This is a genomic window from Rhodanobacter denitrificans (genome assembly GCF_003335105.1).
Lineage (GTDB): Bacteria > Pseudomonadota > Gammaproteobacteria > Xanthomonadales > Rhodanobacteraceae > Rhodanobacter > Rhodanobacter denitrificans_A.
Genome location: NZ_QFWQ01000002.1, coordinates 145,971 through 165,113, shown reverse-complemented (window position 1 = coordinate 165,113; position 19,143 = coordinate 145,971). Strand labels below are relative to the sequence as shown.

Sequence of the window (19,143 nt, the reverse complement as noted above, 5' to 3'; positions counted from 1 at the left end):
GCTCGGCCAGATCAACAGGGAAGCGGACAGTTGAGCAAGAAGGGCACGCGCAGGCACGCGTCGGGCGGCCCGACCATGGCCGACCTGGCGCAACTGGCCGGGGTATCCAAGATCACCGTCTCGCGGGCGCTGGGCGACAGCCCGCTGGTCAATCCGGAAACCCGCGAACGGATCCAGGCGCTGGCGCGCGAGCACGGCTACAAGCTCAACATCAGCGCGCGCAACCTACGCCTGCGCCGCAGCCATACCGTGGCGGTGATCGTGGAGATGAAGCCCTCCACCGACCGCACCATGTTCGATCCGTATCCGCTGGTGCTGCTGGGCGGTATCTCGCAGGAACTGACCGCGGCCGGCTACAGCGTGCTGCTGACCACCCGCCAGGGCGCCAGCGCGGCGGCGGTGCAGGCCGCGGACGGGCTGATCCTGCTGGGCCAGGGTGCGCACCAGGACGCGGTGCGCCGGTTCGACAAGCTGAACCTGCCGATGGTGGTGTGGGGCGCGCAGTCGGGCAGCGACACGCACGTGGTGGTGGGCAGCGACAACCGCCTTGGTGGCGCGGTGGTGGCGCGGCACTTCATTGCGCTGGGCCGGCACCGGCCGGTGTTCATCGGCAATCCCAGCCACCCGGAAATCTTCGAGCGCCTGAACGGCTTCATCGATGCGCTGGCGGTGCGCGGAATCAAGCCGCTGCTGATGCGGCGCGACGAGTTCACCGTGGACTCGGGCATGGATGCGGTGCACTCGCTGCACCAGCGCAAGGTCGGCTTCGACGCGATCTTCGCCTGCAACGACCTGCTCGCGATGGGCGCGATCCGCGCCACGCTGGACCTGGGGCGCTCGGTGCCGGCCGACGTGTCGGTGGTCGGCTATGACGACATGCCGCTCGGCGCCAGCTTCCTGCCGCCGTTGAGTTCGGTGCGGCAGGACTGGCAGGAAGGCGGCATGCTGCTGGCGCGCAAGGTGCTGGCGCTGATCGAGGGCGAACCGGCCAGCTCGGAATCCCTGCCGGTCAGCCTGATCGTGCGCTCGACCTGAGCGCCGGAGTTCAGTGCGCGGCGGCTTCGGCGGTCTCGGCGGGATCGGCCGGGCTGCGCGCCGGCGGCGTCAGCACCAGCCGGAAGCAGCTGCCGCCGCCGGCCACGCGCACGTACTCCAGCGCGGCCTGGTTGGCCTCGCTCATCTGCCGGGCCAGGTACAGGCCCAGGCCGGTGCCGTACTCGTGGGTGGTGTAGAACGGCTCGAAGATCTGCGCGGCCACCTTCGGCGCGATGCCGGGGCCGCGGTCGATCACCTCCATGATGGGCACGCCGTGCTCGCCCTGGCGGGTGACCACCATCACCCGCGCCGGTTCGCCGGGCAGGCGGCCGTAGCGCAGCGCGTTCTGCACCAGGTTCCACACCACCTGCTGCAACTGCTGCGGATCGGCCACCGCGGCCACCGGACTGCCGCTGCCGGCGATCGCGCGCAGCGAGTCGGCGCCGAGGTCGTTGCCCTGGCGGTATTCGTCGACGAAGTTCTGCGCCCAGTGGCCGAGGTCCAACGTCTCCGGGCGCGAGCGCTCGCGCCGCGACAGCTGCAGGATGTTCTCGATGATCTCGTTGAGCCGGATGCAGTGGTTGTTGATGATCTCGACCATGCGCTGGTCGGTGGCGTCCATGCTGCGCGATTCGGCAAGCAGCTGCGCCGAGTAGCGGATCGCCGCCAGCGGGTTGCGGATCTCGTGCGCGATCGAGGCGGACAGACGGCCCAGCGAGGTCAGCGTGAGTTCCTCGGCGCGGCGCGACAGCAGCGAGGTGTCGTCGAGGAAGATCAGTACGTGCGAGTCGTCGTTCGGCGCCAGCCGGGTGAACCGCGGCACCACCTCGGGCACGCCATCGGCGAGCTGGGTGGCGGTCTCGTCCAGCTTGCCCGAGGTCATCCAGTGATACAGCCGGCGCGAGAGCTCGGGGGCCAGCTGCCCGAGGTCGCGCTGGTCGGCGCCGGGGTTGCCCAGCAGCATCCAGGCCGACTCGTTGATCTGGTGGATGCGGTTGGCGTCGTCCACCAGCAGCACGCCGGTTTTCATGCGGCGGATGATCAGTTCGTTCACCTGGGCCAGGTTGGCGAGGTCGGTGCTGCGCTGCTCGGCCAGCGCCTCGGTGGCGCGCAGCTGCCGGCCCAGCACGTGGCACAGCGTGGTGGTGGCGAAGTAGGCGAGGCCGAACAGCGCGGCCTCGAGCAGGTCGCGGTCGCCGGGACTCTGGGCCGACTTGCTGAAGAAGGTGTGCCCGAGCATGCCCAGCGTGGCAAGCGCGGCGAAGAAGCTGGACAGCCGCAGCGGCAGGATCAGCGCGCCGGCGCTGAGGTTCACCGCCAGCATCATCGCGATGCCGATGCGCGCATCGTGCATGGCGACGATCGCCAGCACTGCGGCGGCGATGTCCACGGCCAGGCTCGAGGCCACCACCGCCCGCGCGTAGGGCATGCTGCGCCGGTTGAACAGCAGCATGACCAGCGCGAATACCAGGTACAGCATGGCCATGCCGCGGGCGAAGTCGGGCATCGCCAGCGCCGGCCAGCCGAGGCCCGGCGGGCTGAACGCCAGGCCGACGTAGACCAGCGCCTGCACCAGCCGGAACGCATTGAGGAACGACAGCTCGTGGCGGATCGCGGCGATACCCGCGCGCGCGCTGGCTGGAGAGGGTGTGCTGGACATCATGCCGCCTGTACTGGATGGATTTGGAGCGCCCCCGACGGTTCACGACGAGTATAGACGGGCCGGCCGGCCCCGTGCGGGCGGCCGAAAGCGCATGAAACCGCGGCATGCGGGCTGCCCGGCAGGCGACACTTTCCATCGGCGCCCGCTTCCGCGAAAATGGGCGGCCATGTTGCGCAGATTTTGCCGGTTGTGTGGCAGGCGCATGCATCCCGGCGGCGCGTTCATCCGCTGTCCGACCTTCTGACCCACGCTGCTGTGTCCGCGTGCGGCCGTCACCCGTTTCCCGTTCGCTCGAGGTATCGAATGAATTTCCACGAATACCAGGCCAAAGAACTGTTCGCGCAGTACGGCATCGCCGTGCCGCCGGGCAAGATCGCCAACTCCCCCGATGCCGCCGTCGATGCCGCCAAGGCGCTCGGCGGCACGCAATGGATGGTCAAGGCGCAGATCCATGCCGGCGGCCGCGGCAAGGCCGGCGGCGTGAAGTTCTGCAGGAGTTTTGACGACGTCCGCACCGCCGCCAAGGGCATGCTCGGCACGCGCATGGAGACCTACCAGTCGGCCGGCCGCGCGCTGCCGGTGAACCTGGTGCTGGTCACCGATGCCACCGACATCGCCAAGGAGCTGTACCTGTCGGTGCTGGTGGACCGCGATTCCAAGGCCGTCTCGTTCATCGCCTCCAAGCACGGCGGCGTGGACATCGAGCAGGTGGCCAAGGACACCCCCGAGGACATCCACACCGTGGTGGTGGACTTCGTCGAGGGCCTGCAGCCCTACCAGTGCCGCAACCTCGGCTTCGCGATGGACCTCAACCCGAAGCAGGTCAACCAACTGACGAAGATCATGCTGGGCCTGTACAAGCTGTTCAACGAGAAGGACCTCTCGCTGGTCGAGCTGAACCCGCTGGCGATCCTCGCCGACGGCAACCTCGCCGCGCTGGACGGCAAGGTGAACTCCGACGACAACGCCGAGTTCCGCCACGCCGACCTGGCCGCGATGCGTGACCTGACCCAGGAAGACGCCGCCGAGGCGGCCGCGCAGCAGAGCAACCTCAACTACGTGACGATGGACGGCAACATTGGCTGCATGGTCAACGGCGCCGGCCTGGCCATGGCCACCATGGACGTGATCAAGCTGGCGGGCGGCGAGCCGGCCAACTTCCTCGACGTGGGCGGCGGCGCCACCAAGGAGCGCGTCACCGAAGCGTTCAAGCTGATCACTTCCTCGGACAAGGTGCGTTGCATCCTGGTCAACATCTTCGGCGGCATCGTGCGCTGCGACATGATCGCCGAGGGCATCATTGCCGCGGTGAAGGAAGTGGGCCTGAAGATTCCGGTGGTGGTGCGCCTGCAGGGTACCAATGTCGATCAGGGCCGCGCGCTGCTGGCCAACTCCGGTCTGGCGATCACGCCGGCCGACGATCTCAACGACGCGGCGCAGAAAGCCGTGGCAGCCGCGAAGTGAGGAGCAACTAAACCATGTCCGTACTCGTCAACAAAAACACCAAGGTGATCGTGCAGGGCTTCACCGGCCAGCAGGGCACCTTCCACGCACAGCAGTGCCTCGACTACGGCACCCAGGTCGTCGGCGGCGTTACCCCGGGCAAGGGCGGCTCCGAGCACATCGGCCTGCCGGTATTCAATTCGGTCGATGAGGCCGTGCTGGAAACCGGCGCCGACGCGTCGGTGATCTTCGTGCCGCCGCCGTTCGCGGCCGACTCCATCCTGGAAGCGGTCGACGCGGGCATTCGCGTGATCGTGGCGATCACCGAGGGCATCCCGGTGCTGGACATGCTGCGCGTCAAGAACGTGCTGGCGCAGCATCCAGAAACCATCCTGATCGGGCCGAACTGCCCCGGCATCATCACCCCGGGCGAATGCAAGATCGGCATCATGCCCGGCCACATCCACAGCAAGGGCAAGGTCGGCGTGGTCTCGCGCTCCGGCACGCTGACCTATGAGGCGGTGTTCCAGACCACCAACGAAGGCCTCGGCCAGAGCACGGTGATCGGCATCGGTGGCGACCCGATCAACGGCCTGAACTTCATCGACTGCCTGAAGCTGTTCCAGGACGACCCGCAGACCGAAGGCATCATCATGGTCGGCGAGATCGGCGGCAGCGCCGAGGAGGACGCGGCCGAGTTCATCGGCGAGTACGTGACCAAGCCGATGGTGTCGTTCATCGCCGGCGCCTCGGCCCCGGCCGGCAAGCGCATGGGCCACGCCGGCGCGATCATCTCCGGCGGCAAGGGCACCGCCGCGGCGAAGTTCGCCGCGCTGGAGAAGGCCGGCGTCACCACGGTGAAATCGCCGGCCGACCTGGGCAAGACGCTCGCGAAGCTGATGAAAAAGTAATCGGTCGTTCCGACCGATACGATGAGGGCCGCAGCGATGCGGCCCTTTTCTTTGCCGCCGCCCCGCGCTCAAGCCCGCTGCGGGCTTCGCAGGCTCCGCCGGGCGGCGCGCGGCATTGCGGCGGTCACCGTCGACAGCGCGGTGGAACGGATCAACCAGTGCTGTGCCCTCTTGCTTGCGCTGGCGACGGTATTGCTGGTCCGGCGGATAGGCTGATGCCCCGGCGCGCACGGGTGCCTCGGGTATCATGGGAAGCTACCCCCGAAACACGGATTCGTCGGCATGCCCTCCCTACGCCTCGCGCTTGCGCAGTTCGATTTTCCGGTCGGCGCGGTGGCGCCGAATGCCGCGAAGGCTGGCGAACTGATCGCACGCGCGCGCAGTGGCGGCGCCGCGCTGGTGGCGTTTCCCGAGCTGACCCTGAGCGGCTACCCGCCGGAAGACCTGCTGTTGCGACCCAGCTTCCTGGCCGCCTGCGCCGGCGAGCTGGCCGCGCTGGCGACGACCACTCGCGGCATCGCCGCGCTGGTCGGCCATCCGCACGGCGAGGGCGCGGTGTTCAACGCGGCCAGCCTGCTGCGCGATGGCCGGGTGGAGTGCACCGCGCACAAGCAGGTGTTGCCGAACTATGGCGTATTCGACGACAAGCGCTATTTCCGCCCCGGCCACGAGTCGGCCACCGCGGTGGTCGACGGGGTGCGGGTGGGGTTCCTGATCTGTGAGGACGTGTGGCAGCCGGAGCCGGCCGCGCAGGCCGCGGCCGAGGGCGCGGAGCTGTTGCTGGTGATCAATGCCTCGCCGTGGGATGGCGCGAAGCAGGCCGAGCGCGAGGCAGTGCTGCAGGCGCGGGCGCGCGAAACCGGTTGCGCGCTCGTCTACCTCAACCTGGTCGGTGGCCAGGACGAGGTGGTCTACGACGGCGGCTCGCTGCTGGTGAACGGCGATGGCGCGGTCGCCGCGCGCGCGCCGGCCTTCGTCGATGCGCTGCTGTGGGCCGAATTCGATCCGGCCACGCGCACGCTGTCAGCGCAGGACTGGCCGGTCGTCGCCGACCCGGCACCCGAGGCGACGCTGTACGCCGCGCTGGTACGCGGCACCCGCGACTACATCGACAAGAACGGTTTCGGCGGCGTGCTGCTGGGGTTGTCCGGTGGCATCGACTCGGCGCTGACCCTGGCGCTGGCGGTCGATGCGCTCGGCGCCGGGCGCGTCACCGCGGTGATGATGCCTACCCGCTACACCTCGCAGCTGTCGCTGGACGGCGCGCGCGCCCAGGCGGAGCGGCTGGGCGTGGCCTACCACGTGATCCCGATCGAGGCGACCTATCAGGCCTTCATCGACGCGCTCACCCCGGCGTTCGCCGGCAAGAGTGCCGACACCACCGAGGAAAACCTGCAGTCGCGCATCCGCGGCACGATGTTGATGGCGCTGTCCAACAAGCATCGTCTGCTGCTGCTGGCGACCGGCAACAAGAGCGAAATGGCGGTGGGCTACGCCACGCTGTACGGCGACATGTGCGGCGCCTATGCGCCGCTGAAGGATGTCTACAAGACCGCGGTGTACCGGCTGGCGCGCTGGCGCAACGAGGCCGGGATGAGCAGCCGGGTGGCGGGTCGTCCCGAATCCCCCATCCCGACCGAAGTGATCGAACGCCCACCGTCGGCCGAATTGCGCGACAACCAGACCGACCAGGATTCACTGCCGCCGTACGACGAGCTGGACGCGATCCTCGAACGCTTCATCGAGCGCGAGCAGTCGCAGGCGGAGATTGTGGCGCAGGGCTTCCCGGCCGATGTGGTGCGCAGGGTGGTGCGGCTGGTGCTGCTGAACGAGTTCAAGCGGCGGCAGTCGGCGCCGGGACCGCGGGCGACCACCCGCGCGTTCGGCCGCGAGCGGCGTTATCCGATCACTTCCGGCTGGCATTGACCCTCGAAGTGAAGAGGCGCCGTGGCATCAGCGAAGCCGCACCCCATGCCACGTTCGCCCCACCCCCTTCGGGCGAGGGTTGGAGTTTGCGAAATCCCCATGAAAAAAGCCGGCGCGTGTGCGCCGGCTTTCCTGTGGTCGGATGGGTCGATGAAACTCAATGGTGCCCCGAGAACGGCACCATCTTGCGCAGCGTGGAGGGCGCGTGCGGCCACTTGGGATCGGTCAGGTAGGGGTGGTTCGGGTAGTTCAGTGCCAGCACCTGGCGGCTCTGGTCGGCCAGGGCCTTCTGGTCCAGCGCCAGGTAGTTGCGGGTGAGGATGGCCAGCGCGTCGCCGGTCTGCGGAGACTGCTGGTAGTGCTCGATCACGTACTGCGCGCGGTCGGCGGAGGCGATATAGGCCTTGTTGCGCAGGTAGAATTCGGCCACGTTGATCTCGTACTGGGCCAGCACGTTGCGCAGGTAGATCATGCGCTGGCGCGCATCCGCCGTGTAGGCGCTGTCCGGGAAGCGGCGCGACAACTCGGAGAAATCGTCGAACGACTGCAGGTTGTAGCCCTGGTCGCGGCGCGCGTTCCCGGTGGAACGGGGGATGTAGCGCTCCAGGAACGTGCTGGTGCGGTCGAAGTTGATCAGGCCGCGCAGGTAATAGGCATAATCGACGTGCTTGTTGGCCGGATACGTCTTGATGAAGCGGTTCACGGTCGACAGGGCATCATCCGGCTCGTTGTCCTTGTACTGCGAATAGGCCAGCTCGAGTTGCGCCTGTTCGTTGTAGTCGCCCGACGGGAAGCGCGCGATCAGGCGCTGGTAGGCCTTGGTGGCGGCGGCGTAGTCGGCATTTTCCAGCGAGTTGTGCGCATTGTTGTACAGCGCGTCCACCGGCATCGTGTCGATCGAGTCGCCTTTCGACTTGAACATCGAGCACGCACCGATCGATACGGCGAGCATGAGCACCACAAGCACTTTCAAGACAGGCAACGCGGACATCGGCAGCTTGGGCGGGTCGATCGTTGGGCGCATAAGGAAGGAATTCGGATGTTTGAGCGAAAAGGCATGATAGCCGAAACCGGCTGCCGGCCGCGGTGGGCGGCATGACCACGGTCCGGCACGAGGCGGAAGTCCCGCTGGGCGCGGCGGGACGCAGGTTCGACCAGGCTTTGGCCGAGATGTTCCCGGACTACTCGCGTTCGCGGCTCAGCGGCTGGATCAAGTCCGGCGCGGTGACCCTGGACGGCGTGCAGGCGCCACCGCGGCAGCTGCTGCGCGGCGGCGAGCGAGTGCGCCTGCAGGTGGAACTGGAAAACGAGGTGTCCAGCGCGCCGGAGGCCATCGAGTTGACCGTGGTGCACGAGGACGGGCACCTGCTGGTGCTGGACAAGCCGGCCGGGCTGGTGGTCCACCCCGGCGCCGGCAACCCCGCCGGCACCCTGCTCAACGCATTGCTGCACCACGATCCGAAGCTGGCCGAATTGCCGCGGGCGGGCATCGTGCACCGGCTGGACAAGGACACCTCCGGCCTGATGGTGGTGGCGCGCACCCTGCCGACGTACACCGCGCTGGTGGACCTGCTGTCGCGGCACGAGGTGGAGCGCCAGTACGAGGCGGTGGTACTGGGCACGCTGGTGGCCGGCGGCACGGTGGACGCGCCGATCGGGCGCAGCATGGGCGACCGCCTGCGCCAGGCGGTGCGCGACGAGGAGGACGGCAAGCGCGCCGTGACCCACTACCGCCTGCGCGAACGCTTCCGCGCCCACAGCCTGCTGCAGTGCCAGCTGGAAACCGGCCGCACCCACCAGATCCGCGTGCACCTCGCGCACATCGGCCACCCGCTGGTGGGTGACCCGTTGTACGGCGGCGGCCTGAAACTGCCGAAGGGCGCCACCGCGGAACTGGCTGCCACCCTGCGTGGCTTCCGCCGGCAGGCGCTGCATGCCGAGAAGCTGTCCTTCGTCCACCCGGCCACCGGCGAGGCGCTGTCGTTCGACGCGAAGCGGCCGGCCGACCAGCAGGCGCTGATCGAGGCGCTGCGCGCGGATCTGGCCGAGCACGGTTCGGACCACTACTGAGGCGGGAATCGGGGTGGCGGGTGTGCGATGCTTGCCGACTCCCCACCCCGCTAGCGACTCCCGGAAAATGACCGATACCTGGATTTTCCCCGACTGGCCGGCCCCGTCGCGGGTCCACGCGGCGGTCACTACCCGCCTGGGGCCGGGCATCTCGGCGCCGCCGTTCGACCGTTTCAATCTCGGCCTGCGCAGCGGCGACGACGCCGATGCTGTGCAGTCCAACCGCAGCGCGCTGCAGCAGGCGCTGCGCCTGCCATCGGCGCCGCGCTGGCTGCGCCAGGTGCACGGTACCGGCGTGGCCGAACTGGGGCCGCTGCCCAGCGCGGACGAGCCGCAGGCGGATGCGGCGGTGTCGCACATTCCCGGTACGGTACTGTCCATCCTCACGGCCGACTGCCTGCCGGTGCTGTTCTGCACCGCCGACGGCAGCGAGATCGGCGCCGCCCACGCGGGCTGGCGCGGGCTGGCCGCCGGCGTGCTGGAGGCCACCCTGACCCAACTGGAAACCCCGCCGGCGCGGCTGCTGGCCTGGCTGGGGCCGTGCATCGGCGCGGCTTCCTACGAGGTGGGCGAAGAGGTGCGCAGCGCCTTCCTGGCATCCGATGCCGGCGCCGCTGACTGCTTCGCGGCCACCCGTGCCGGACACTGGCTGTGCGACCTCGCCGCCCTGGCGCGGCGCCGGCTGCAGGCCGCCGGCATCCAGCGCATCCATGGCGGCGGTTTCGACACGCTGGCCGATGCGCGCTTCTACTCCTATCGCCGCGACGGTGCCCGCAGCGGCCGCTTCGCCAGCCTGATCTGGCTGGCCGACGGCTGAGCCACGGCCGGTCCTTGACGCGGCGTCGTCACGCCGTTTGCTTGAATCGCTCCCCGTTGTCCGCATTTAGCCGGACAGTGGCGGCATCGTCCGCCAGAAACTCTCACCTCTTGCGGGGGATTACTCATGCGGATGGACAAACTCACCTCGCGCTTCCAGCAGGCGCTGGCCGATGCGCAGTCGCTGGCCGTGGGGCGCGACCACAACATGCTCGAACCGGTGCACCTGATGGCGGCGCTGCTTGGCCAGCAGGGCGGCTCGACCGCGCCGCTGCTGACCCAGGCACAGGTCAACGTGCCGCTGCTGACCCAGCGCGTCAACGACCTGCTGGAGCGCCTGCCGAAGGTCAGCGGACAGGAAGGCAACATCAACCTTGGGAACGACCTCAACCGCCTGCTCAACCTCACCGACAAGCTGGCGCAGCAGCGCGGCGACCAGTTCATCGCCAGCGAGCTGTTCGTGCTGGCGGCGCTGGAGGACAAGGGCGAACTGGGCGCGGCGCTGAAGGCAGCCGGCGCGACCAAGCCGAACCTTGAGGCGGCGATCGAGAAACTGCGCGGCGGCGAGAAGGTGCAGAGCGAGAACGCCGAGGAGCAGCGCCAGGCGCTGGAGAAATACTGCATCGACCTCACCGCGCGCGCCGAGTCGGGCAAGCTCGATCCGGTGATCGGCCGCGACGAGGAGATCCGCCGCACCATCCAGGTGCTGCAGCGGCGCACCAAGAACAACCCGGTGCTGATCGGCGAGCCCGGCGTGGGCAAGACCGCGATCGTCGAGGGCCTGGCCCAGCGCATCATCAAGGGCGAGGTGCCCGAGGGCCTGCGCGACCGCCGCGTGCTGGCGCTGGACATGGGCGCGCTGATCGCCGGCGCGAAGTTCCGCGGCGAGTTCGAGGAGCGGCTGAAGGCGGTACTGAACGACCTGGCCAAGAACGAAGGCCAGATCATCCTGTTCATCGACGAGCTGCACACCATGGTCGGCGCCGGCAAGGCCGAGGGCGCGATGGACGCCGGCAACATGCTCAAGCCGGCGCTGGCGCGGGGCGAGCTGCACTGCATCGGCGCCACCACGCTGGACGAGTACCGCAAGTACATCGAGAAGGACGCCGCGCTGGAGCGCCGCTTCCAGAAGGTGTTCGTGGGCGAGCCTTCGGTGGAGGACACCATCGCGATCCTGCGCGGCCTGAAGGAGCGCTATGCCGTGCACCACGGCGTGGAGATCACCGATCCGGCGATCGTCGCCGCGGCCACGCTGTCGCACCGCTACATCGCCGACCGCCAGCTGCCGGACAAGGCGATCGACCTGATGGACGAGGCCGCCAGCCGCATCCGCATGGAGATCGACTCCAAACCGGAAGAGCTTGACCGGCTGGAGCGACGGCTGATCCAGCTGAAGATCCAGCGCGAGATGCTGAAAAAGGAAAAGGACAGCGAGTCGAAGCAGCGCCTGGCCGACCTGGAAACCGACATCGGCAAGCTGGAGCGCGAGTTCTCCGACTTGAACGAGATCTGGAAATCGGAGAAGGCCGCGCTGCAGGGCGCGACCAAGGTGAAGGAGCAGATCGAACAGGCGCGGCAGGAACTCGACGCTGCCCAGCGCCGGCAGGATTACGCCAAGATGAGCGAGATCCAGTACGGCAAGCTGCCTCAGCTCGAGAAGCAGCTGGCCGCAGCGCAGGCCGCCGAGACGCAGGATTTCAAGCTGGTGCAGACCAAGGTCACCGCCGAGGAGATCGCCGAGGTGGTCAGCCGCTGGACCGGCATCCCGGTCAGCAAGATGCTGGAAGGCGAACGCGACAAGCTGCTGCACATGGAAACGGAACTGCACAAGCGGGTGGTCGGCCAGGACGAGGCGGTCCACGCGGTGTCCGATGCGATCCGCCGTTCGCGTGCCGGGCTGTCCGATCCGAACCGGCCCAACGGCTCGTTCCTGTTCCTCGGCCCCACCGGCGTGGGCAAGACCGAGCTGTGCAAGGCGCTGGCCGAGTTCATGTTCGACACCACCGACGCGATGGTGCGCATCGACATGAGCGAGTTCATGGAGAAGCACTCGGTGAGCCGGCTGGTCGGCGCACCGCCGGGCTACGTCGGCTACGAGGAAGGCGGCTACCTCACCGAGGCGGTGCGCCGCCGCCCGTACAGCGTGATCCTGCTGGACGAGGTGGAGAAGGCGCACCCGGACGTGTTCAACATCCTGCTGCAGGTGCTCGACGACGGCCGCCTCACCGACGGCCAGGGCCGTACCGTGGATTTCCGCAACACGGTGATCGTGATGACCTCGAACCTCGGCTCGCAGATGATCCAGGACGCGGCCGACGGCAGCGGCGATGCGGAGGAGCAGTACACCCGGATGAAGGCGTCGGTGCTGGGCGTGGTGCAGGCGCACTTCCGCCCGGAGTTCATCAACCGGCTCGACGAGATCGTGGTGTTCCGCCCGCTGGACAAGACGCAGATCCGCGCGATCGCCCGCATCCAGCTGGCCTACCTGGAGCAACGCCTGGCCGAGCGCCAGCTGAAGATGTCGGTCAGCGACGACGCGCTGGCCCTGCTCGGCAACGTCGGCTTCGATCCGGTCTACGGGGCGCGGCCGCTCAAGCGGGCGATCCAGCAGCAGCTGGAAAACCCGCTGGCAAGGGAAATCCTCGAGGGTCGCTTCCAGTCCGGCGACACCGTCCAGGTCGCCGCCGAAGGCGGCCACCTGGTGTTCCGCAAGGGTTGAGGCAACGACAGCGCCGTCGGCGAAATTCGCCGATGAGGCGCGGCGCGGCGGAGAAAATATCGGTTCCGACCGTGGTCCGCCTGGCGATGCCCGCAAAAAGAAGCCCCGGCATGGCCGGGGCTTCGGGGTCTTGCAGTGCAGCCGCTTACCAGCGATAGGCCACCTTGCCGTAGACGTAGGCACCGTTGTAGCCGAACGGCGAGAAAGTGGAGTACGGCAAGGTGCCGTGGTTGTTGTTGTTGGCGATGTTCTTGTCGGGGTGGGTGTTCAGCACGTTGTCCGCACCCAGCGTGAAGGTCCAGCCCTGCCAGCGGTAGTTGCCCGCCAGGTCGAGGATCCACTTGGGGGTGAAGGTCTGGTCGACGATGCCCAGCGCCGGGTTGTAGCTGGCCAGGCTGCTCACGTAGCTGGTGTAGCGCCCGTAGCGGGTGAGCGTGCCGACGAAGCCCCAGTTGCCGATGTCGTACTGCTCGCCGAGGATCAGCTTGCTGCGCGGCGAGGAGTTGGCCAGGTAGCCCTTGATGTCCTGGCGGTTGAGGCGTGTGAAGCTGACGCCGAGGTTGCCGAGCACCGCGGGGTTGGGTTTGACGCTGGTGACCTTGTTCTGGTTGTAGTTCGCGCTCAGCGTCGTGGTCAGGGTACCGGCGCTGCCCAGGTCGGCGAGGTAGGTGCCCACGAAGTCGACGCCGCGGGTGCGCGTGTTGGCGGCATTGGTGAAGTAGCTGATGCTGCTGTAGTCGAGGTTGCCGATGCCGTTGGCCGCCAGGTAGCTGACCACCGACGGGGTGGTGGTGGAGATGGCGCCCGACAGCGCGATGCGGTTGCGGATGTTGATCTGGTACAGGTCCAGGCTCAGGTTCAGCGCGTCGGTCGGGTTCCACACCGCGCCCAGGGTGAAGTTCTTCGACTTCTCCGGCTTCAGCGCTTCGGCGCCCAGCAGGGTGGCGATCGGGCTGCCCACCGGCACCAGGCCGCGGTTGTAGATGCCGGCGGGGAGGCCGGGCAGGGCACCGGCGCCGTAGAACAGCGACGAGATCTGCGAGAAGTACTCCTGCCCCAGCGACGGCGCACGGAAGCCGGTGGAGGCGCTGCCACGCAGGGCGAAGCGGTCGGTGAAGTCGTAGCGCGCGGACAACGCGCCGGACGTGGTGCTGCCGAAGTCGGAGTAGTCCTCGTGGCGCACCGCCAGCGAGGTGCCGAGCTTGTCGGTGAGGTTGGTCTCGAAGTCGAGGTATTCGGCCACGTCGTGGCGTGCGGCGTTCACCGCATTGGCGGGCTGCCAGCCGGCGAAGCCCTGCGCGCCGCCGGACTTGCCCGAGGTGCCCACGTACCAGGAAGGCAGGTCGCCCGCCACGATGCTGTAGGTCTGGCGCAGGTACTCGGTGCCGAAGGCCACCGTGAGGGGGTTGGGCAGCCAGGCGGGACGGAAATCCTTGGCGACGTCGATGTCGAAGGATTGCTGGGTGGCTTTCAGGATGCCGTCGCGGAACGTGGTCGGCGTGGTGCCGAAGTCGTGCAGGTAGGCGTAGTTCAGGCTGTTGAACGTCTCGTAGCGGACGCGGTTGCCGCCGTAGTTGCCGCTGACGTCCCAGCGCCAGCCGTCGACCGTGCCGCGCAGGCCTGCCACCAGCGATGCATCCCTGGAGTCCGCGTTTTCCAGCGGCAGGAACCCGTTGGGGTAGACGCCGGCGATGAGCGGGTTGTTCGGCGTCGGCGCGTTGATGCCATAGCGGAAGAACGCGGGCGAGGTGCTGTTGCGCTTGCCGAAATGGCCGAAGGTGTAGAACTCCACGTCGGGGGTAATGGCGTACTGCGCATTGAGCAGCAGGTTGTTGCTGTGCACCGAGGGATCGCCCTGGCGGAAATTGACGCCGAGCGCCGCCCATGCCGGCGAGCGGTTGTCCGGGCCGGCGCGGTTGGTGTGGTCCTCGTTGCCGCTTTCCAGCGCGAAGCGCAGCCAGCCGCGGTCGCCGCTCAGCGGAATGCCGAAGTTGGCCGAACCCTGCCACTGGCGACCGTCGCCGGCCGAATACTGGCCGCCGCTCACCTCCACGTCGCCGCCGGCGGCGCCCTTCTTGAGGATGACGTTGATCACGCCGGCGATGGCGTCGGAGCCGTACTGCGCCGAGGCGCCATCACGCAGCACCTCGATGTGGTCGATGGCCGAGAGCGGGATCGTATTGAGATCCACCGGCTGCGAGCCGCGGCCGATCACGCCGTTGTTGAGCAGGATGGCGCCCGGGTGCCAGCGCTTGCCGTTGACCAGCACCAGCACCTGGTCGGGGGAGAGGCCGCGCAGCTGCGCGGGGCGCTGGGTATCGGCGGTATCGGCGGCCGCGGGGCGCGGGAAGTTCAGCGAAGGGATGATGCGCGCCAGTGCGGTCGGCAGGTCGGTGGTGCCGGTCTGCTGAAGAACCTTGGCCGAGACCACGTCGATCGGCGTCAGCGAGCTGCTTTCGGTGCGGCTGTCGGAACGGGTGCCGGTGACGATCACCGTGCTGAGGTTCTTGGCCTTGGCCGGCGCGGGTTGGGCGGCCTCCTGCGCGGCGACATTGCCGGCCAGGGCCAGCATCACCGCAGCGGGAAGCCATGCCAGGACGGTCGGGCTGGAACGATTGCTCATGTGAACTCTCCGGATTCAGTGACTGCTGCGGCGCAGCAATTGCTGCAGACTAGTGGCGCGGCCTTTCTCCGTCAATAGACGTATAGACGTCCAATTGACGAATCGTCGAAAGCGCCCTTCCTGGACGCGCATGAAGGTTTCGCATGGACTGGCGACCGCCCGTGTTTGCCCCCGTCCACAGGCTACTACTGCGCCAAGGCACGCCACCATGCGCCGTCGGACACGTTGAAATCCGCACGGACACCCCGATAATGCCCTGTTGCCGGCCCACGACGGCCGGCGTGTCCGGAGTTTCCATGCCCATCTACGAATTCGAATGCGGCAGTTGCGGCCATCGCTTCGACCGCCTGCAGAAGTTGTCCGATACCGATCCCGCCGTGTGTCCCGCCTGCGATGCCCCCCACTTGCGGCGAATGGTCAGCGCGCCGTCGTTCCGACTGGCCGGCAGCGGCTGGTACGAAACCGATTTCAAGAAGAACGGCGAGAAGAAGCACAACCTCGCCGGCGACGGCGGCCAGTCCGGCGGCACCCCCACGGCAGCTCCGGCGCCCGCCCCGGCCGCCTCGCCTGCGCCCGGCGGCTCCGGGGACAGCGCCAGCTGAACCGGTGGAGCGCCCGGCCGGTTCCCCCATTTCGACGCGGGATATGCTGATCCCGAAGATGCCGGCAGTGGTGCCGGGTCCGGCGGGGATCGAGGAGGCGGGGCGATGGGCGCAATCGGCGGATGGGCGGGTGGAATCATCGTGGCTGGACTCGTGGGCGGCCTGCTCGGGGTCGCGCCGCCGGTTCGGGCGCAGTCGGACGCGCCAGTGCGTTGCGTGAGCAGCGATGGCCATTACTCGCGCTGCGCGGTGCCGTGGCCATACGTCGAGCTGTACAAGCAGGAGTCGAAAGCCGACTGCATCCGCGGCCAGAGCTGGGGCATGGATGGCTATACCCTGTGGGTCGATCGCGGTTGCCGGGGGCTGTTCGGCCCGGCCGACCGCGGCGGTTATGGCGATCGCTACGACAACCGCAATGGCGGTCGTTACGACGACGATGACCGCGATGGCGGTCGTGATCGCGACCGTGATTACGGAGATGAGGGCGGCTGGCGGCCCGGTCCCGGCTGGAATCGCCGGATCGATCTGCAGTGCGACAGCAACAAGAAGAAGTACCAGATGTGCCAGGTCGACGTGGGCCGCAACGGCAGCGTGCGGCTGGGGCGGCAGCTCTCCGATGCCCGCTGCACCGAGGGCTACAGCTGGGGCTGGAACCGCGCCGGCGTGTGGGTGGCGCATGGCTGTCGCGGCGAGTTCCTGGTCGACCGGCGCTGGTAGGCCTGGATCCGGGACGGTCCGCGGCAGCGCCGCGCCGGCCCGCCATGCCGTGCTGCGGTGGTAAACTTCGCAGCCTTTTCCACGCCTGAAGTCGCCGCGGCGACGCCGGAGTTCCAACGCATGCGCACGCATTACTGCGGCCTCATCGATGAGTCGCTGATCGGCCGTACCGTCACCCTGTGCGGCTGGGTCAACAAGATCCGCCTGCAGGCCCATGTGGCGTTCGTCGATCTGCGCGACCACGAGGGACTGGCCCAGGTGGTGGTCGAGCGCGACAACGCCGCCGCGTTCGTGGTTGCCGGCGAGATCGGCAACGAGTACTGCCTGCGCGTCACCGGTACGATCCGCCCGCGGGTGTCGGTCAACGACAAGTTGAAGACCGGCACCGTCGAGCTGCTGGCCGACACCGTCGAGGTGCTCAATGCCGCGAAGGACCTGCCGTTCGCGTTGCACGAGAACCCGAACGAGGACCTGCGGATGACCTACCGCTACCTCGACCTGCGCCGCCCGGAAATGCAGGCGATGATGAGGAAGCGCATCCGGCTGGTGCAGGCGTTGCGCCGCTACCTCGACGCGCGCGGCTTCCAGGATGTCGAGACGCCGATCCTGACCAAGGCCACGCCCGAGGGCGCGCGCGACTACCTGGTGCCCAGCCGCGTGCATCCGGGCCATTTCTACGCGCTGCCGCAGTCGCCGCAGCTGTTCAAGCAGATCCTGATGGTGGCCGGCTTCGACCGCTACTACCAGATCGCACGCTGCTTCCGCGACGAGGACCTGCGCGCCGACCGCCAGCCGGAGTTCACCCAGCTCGACCTGGAGTTCGCCTTCGTCGAAGAGAAGGACGTGCAGGATTTCGTGGAGGAGCTGATCCGCCACGTGTTCAGGGAAGTGCAGGGCGTCGAGCTCAATGCCGCGTTCCCGCGCATGACCTGGGCCGAGGCGATGCGCCGCTTCGGTTCGGACAAGCCCGACCTGCGCATCGCGCTGGAGCTGGTCGACGTGGCCGACGTGCTGAAGCACGTCGAGTTCAAGGTGTTCGCCGAGCCGGCCAACGATGCGGCCGGCCGCGTCGCCGCGCTGCGCGTGCCCGGCGGCAGCACGCTGTCGCGCAAGGACATCGACGGCCTGGCGGAATACGCCGCGCGCTACGGCGCGAAGGGGCTGGCCTGGCTCAAGGTCGAGGATCTGGCCAAGGGGCGCGAGGGGATCAATTCGCCGGTGGCGAAGTTCCTCGACGACGCGGCGCTGGACGGCGTGCTGAAAGCCACCGCCGCACAGACCGGCGACATCGTGTTCTTCGGTGCCGGTGCGTGGAAAACCGTCACCGACTTCATGGGCGCGCTGCGGCTGAAGGTAGGCAAGGACCGCGGCCTGGTCGAGGACAGCTGGAAGCCGCTATGGGTCACCGATTTCCCGATGTTCGAGTACGACGCCGAGGAACAGCGCTTCGTGGCCCTGCATCATCCGTTCACGGCGCCGAAGGTGGATGACGCCGCCCAGCTGCGCGCCGATCCGCACAACGCGGTGAGCCGCGGCTACGACATGGTGTTGAACGGCAACGAGATCGGCGGCGGCTCGATCCGCATCCACCGGCCGGAGATGCAGAGCACGGTGTTCGAGCTGCTCGGCATCGGCGCCGAGGAGGCCGAGATGAAGTTCGGCTTCCTGCTGAAGGCGCTGAAATTCGGCGCGCCGCCGCACGGCGGCCTGGCGTTCGGCATCGACCGCATCGCCGCCTTGATGGCCGGCACCGAATCGATCCGCGACGTGATCGCGTTCCCCAAGACCACCAGCGCGCAGGACCTGATGACCGATGCGCCGTCGCCGATCGCCGCGGTGCAGCTGAAGGAGCTGCACGTGCAGGTGCTGGATGGCGCGGCGGCGGGCACCTGAGCCTGCCGCGTCGCCCGGGCGATGCCGTGCCGGGCGCGCATGTCGTTTCCCTTGCCACCCGTCGGATGTGATCCGCCATGTCTGACCATGTGATCCTGCTGCACGGCCTGTGGATGCGCGGCTTCGCGTTGTCCATGCTGCACCGTCGGCTGATGGAGGCGGGCTTTCGCGTGCATCGCTTCGACTACCTCAGCGTGGCGGCCACCCAGCAGCGCATCCTGGACCGGTTGCAGGCGCGGATGGCCGCGCTGGCGGGGGCGGCCGATGCCGTGCACCTGGTCGGGCACAGCCTCGGTGGCCTGCTCGCGCTGCGCGTCTGCCTCGATGGCGCAGCGCCGCCCGGACGCATCGTGTGCCTCGGTTCGCCGCTGAAGGGGAGTGCCGCCGCGCGCGGGTTCGCCGCGTGGGGGCGAGGCGGCGAAGTGTTGCTGGGGCACAACCGCGAGCTGCTGGAGCAGGGTTTCGAACGCTGGGACGGCAGCCGCGAGGTCGGCATGATCGCCGGCCGCCTGCCGCTGGGCCTGGGCGCGGTGCTGGGCCATCTCGAGGGCGAGCACGATGGCACCGTGGCGGTGGCGGAAACCCGCCTGCCGGGCCTGACCGACCATTGCGTGGTGGAGGTCAGCCATACCGGCCTGCTGTTTTCGCCGGAGGTGGCCCGCCGGGCGGCGGAATTCCTGCGCCACGGCCGGTTTCCGCCTGCCGTGGTCTGAGGCGTCTTGTCG

At 68.3% G+C, this 19,143-nt stretch carries 14 protein-coding genes; 11 read left to right on the top strand and 3 right to left on the bottom strand.

Features of this window, described 5'->3' with window-relative positions:
- Positions 1-30 precede the first annotated feature (30 nt).
- Positions 31-1,035 (top strand): LacI family DNA-binding transcriptional regulator, encoded by a 1,005-nt coding sequence (locus DEO45_RS01670; RefSeq protein ID WP_114340593.1) that lies wholly within the window; start codon positions 31-33, stop codon positions 1,033-1,035.
- Between the two features lie 10 nt (positions 1,036-1,045).
- Here DEO45_RS01670 and DEO45_RS01665 read toward each other — a convergent pair whose 3' ends face one another.
- Positions 1,046-2,695 carry a sensor histidine kinase gene (locus DEO45_RS01665; protein WP_114340715.1) on the bottom strand — a complete coding sequence of 550 codons (1,650 nt, stop codon included), beginning with the start codon at positions 2,693-2,695 and terminating at the stop codon, positions 1,046-1,048.
- A 306-nt stretch (positions 2,696-3,001) separates the two neighbouring features.
- Here DEO45_RS01665 and sucC point away from each other — a divergent pair, with 306 nt between their 5' ends.
- The 3 genes from sucC to DEO45_RS01645 all read left to right on the top strand — a co-directional run bounded on the left by sucC (position 3,002) and on the right by DEO45_RS01645 (position 6,978).
- The gene (sucC, locus tag DEO45_RS01660) at positions 3,002-4,162 is read left to right on the top strand and encodes an ADP-forming succinate--CoA ligase subunit beta (RefSeq protein WP_114340592.1); all 1,161 of its coding nucleotides are present in this window, start codon (positions 3,002-3,004) and stop codon (positions 4,160-4,162) included.
- Positions 4,163-4,176: 14 nt separating this feature from the next.
- Positions 4,177-5,052: a succinate--CoA ligase subunit alpha gene (gene sucD, locus DEO45_RS01655; protein ID WP_114340591.1), complete on the top strand. Its 876-nt coding sequence runs from the start codon at positions 4,177-4,179 to the stop codon at positions 5,050-5,052.
- A gap of 282 nt (positions 5,053-5,334) precedes the next feature.
- Positions 5,335-6,978: an NAD+ synthase gene (locus DEO45_RS01645; protein ID WP_114340589.1), complete on the top strand. Its 1,644-nt coding sequence runs from the start codon at positions 5,335-5,337 to the stop codon at positions 6,976-6,978.
- 157 nt (positions 6,979-7,135) lie between these two features.
- On the opposite strand, the gene DEO45_RS01640 is transcribed toward DEO45_RS01645, so the two are convergent.
- On the bottom strand, positions 7,136-8,002 hold the full coding sequence (locus DEO45_RS01640; protein ID WP_114340588.1) for an outer membrane protein assembly factor BamD: 867 nt from the start codon (positions 8,000-8,002) through the stop codon (positions 7,136-7,138).
- Between the two features lie 71 nt (positions 8,003-8,073).
- Here DEO45_RS01640 and rluD point away from each other — a divergent pair, with 71 nt between their 5' ends.
- From rluD to clpB, 3 genes are all read left to right on the top strand, one after another.
- A complete protein-coding gene (rluD, locus tag DEO45_RS01635; RefSeq protein WP_114340587.1) occupies positions 8,074-9,048 on the top strand; it encodes a 23S rRNA pseudouridine(1911/1915/1917) synthase RluD in 975 nt (324 codons plus the stop codon).
- A 67-nt stretch (positions 9,049-9,115) separates the two neighbouring features.
- The gene (pgeF, locus tag DEO45_RS01630; protein WP_114340586.1) at positions 9,116-9,865 is read left to right on the top strand and encodes a peptidoglycan editing factor PgeF; all 750 of its coding nucleotides are present in this window, start codon (positions 9,116-9,118) and stop codon (positions 9,863-9,865) included.
- A gap of 126 nt (positions 9,866-9,991) precedes the next feature.
- Entirely contained in the window at positions 9,992-12,583 is a 2,592-nt protein-coding gene (gene clpB, locus DEO45_RS01625; protein WP_114340585.1) for an ATP-dependent chaperone ClpB, read from the top strand.
- 145 nt (positions 12,584-12,728) lie between these two features.
- Here the strand turns inward: clpB and DEO45_RS01620 are convergent, their stop codons facing one another.
- A complete protein-coding gene (locus DEO45_RS01620) occupies positions 12,729-15,206 on the bottom strand; it encodes a TonB-dependent receptor plug domain-containing protein (protein ID WP_114340584.1) in 2,478 nt (825 codons plus the stop codon).
- 296 nt (positions 15,207-15,502) lie between these two features.
- On the opposite strand from DEO45_RS01620, the gene DEO45_RS01615 reads away from it, so the two are divergent.
- The 4 genes from DEO45_RS01615 to DEO45_RS01600 all read left to right on the top strand — a co-directional run bounded on the left by DEO45_RS01615 (position 15,503) and on the right by DEO45_RS01600 (position 19,131).
- On the top strand, positions 15,503-15,808 hold the full coding sequence (locus tag DEO45_RS01615; protein WP_114340583.1) for an FmdB family zinc ribbon protein: 306 nt from the start codon (positions 15,503-15,505) through the stop codon (positions 15,806-15,808).
- Positions 15,809-15,949: 141 nt separating this feature from the next.
- Positions 15,950-16,525, top strand: a complete 576-nt coding sequence (locus DEO45_RS01610; protein ID WP_223250740.1) for a DUF3011 domain-containing protein — start codon at positions 15,950-15,952, stop codon at positions 16,523-16,525.
- 120 nt (positions 16,526-16,645) lie between these two features.
- Positions 16,646-18,418, top strand: a complete 1,773-nt coding sequence (gene aspS / locus DEO45_RS01605; protein ID WP_114340581.1) for an aspartate--tRNA ligase — start codon at positions 16,646-16,648, stop codon at positions 18,416-18,418.
- A 77-nt stretch (positions 18,419-18,495) separates the two neighbouring features.
- On the top strand, positions 18,496-19,131 hold the full coding sequence (locus tag DEO45_RS01600; protein WP_114340580.1) for an alpha/beta hydrolase: 636 nt from the start codon (positions 18,496-18,498) through the stop codon (positions 19,129-19,131).
- Positions 19,132-19,143 lie beyond the last annotated feature (12 nt).

Excerpts from the sequence above, each read along its gene's own strand:
- pgeF (WP_114340586.1), top strand. The coding sequence starts at position 9,116 with ATGACCGATACCTGGATTTTCCCCGACTGGCCGGCCCCGTCGCGGGTC.
- sucC (WP_114340592.1), top strand. The coding sequence starts at position 3,002 with ATGAATTTCCACGAATACCAGGCCAAAGAACTGTTCGCGCAGTACGGC.
- DEO45_RS01645 (WP_114340589.1), top strand. The coding sequence starts at position 5,335 with ATGCCCTCCCTACGCCTCGCGCTTGCGCAGTTCGATTTTCCGGTCGGC.
- rluD (WP_114340587.1), top strand. The coding sequence starts at position 8,074 with ATGACCACGGTCCGGCACGAGGCGGAAGTCCCGCTGGGCGCGGCGGGA.
- sucD (WP_114340591.1), top strand. The coding sequence starts at position 4,177 with ATGTCCGTACTCGTCAACAAAAACACCAAGGTGATCGTGCAGGGCTTC.
- DEO45_RS01600 (WP_114340580.1), top strand. The coding sequence starts at position 18,496 with ATGTCTGACCATGTGATCCTGCTGCACGGCCTGTGGATGCGCGGCTTC.
- DEO45_RS01615 (WP_114340583.1), top strand. The coding sequence starts at position 15,503 with ATGCCCATCTACGAATTCGAATGCGGCAGTTGCGGCCATCGCTTCGAC.
- aspS (WP_114340581.1), top strand. The coding sequence starts at position 16,646 with ATGCGCACGCATTACTGCGGCCTCATCGATGAGTCGCTGATCGGCCGT.
- clpB (WP_114340585.1), top strand. The coding sequence starts at position 9,992 with ATGCGGATGGACAAACTCACCTCGCGCTTCCAGCAGGCGCTGGCCGAT.
- DEO45_RS01640 (WP_114340588.1), bottom strand. The coding sequence starts at position 8,002 with ATGCGCCCAACGATCGACCCGCCCAAGCTGCCGATGTCCGCGTTGCCT.
- DEO45_RS01665 (WP_114340715.1), bottom strand. The coding sequence starts at position 2,695 with ATGTCCAGCACACCCTCTCCAGCCAGCGCGCGCGCGGGTATCGCCGCG.
- DEO45_RS01620 (WP_114340584.1), bottom strand. The coding sequence starts at position 15,206 with ATGAGCAATCGTTCCAGCCCGACCGTCCTGGCATGGCTTCCCGCTGCG.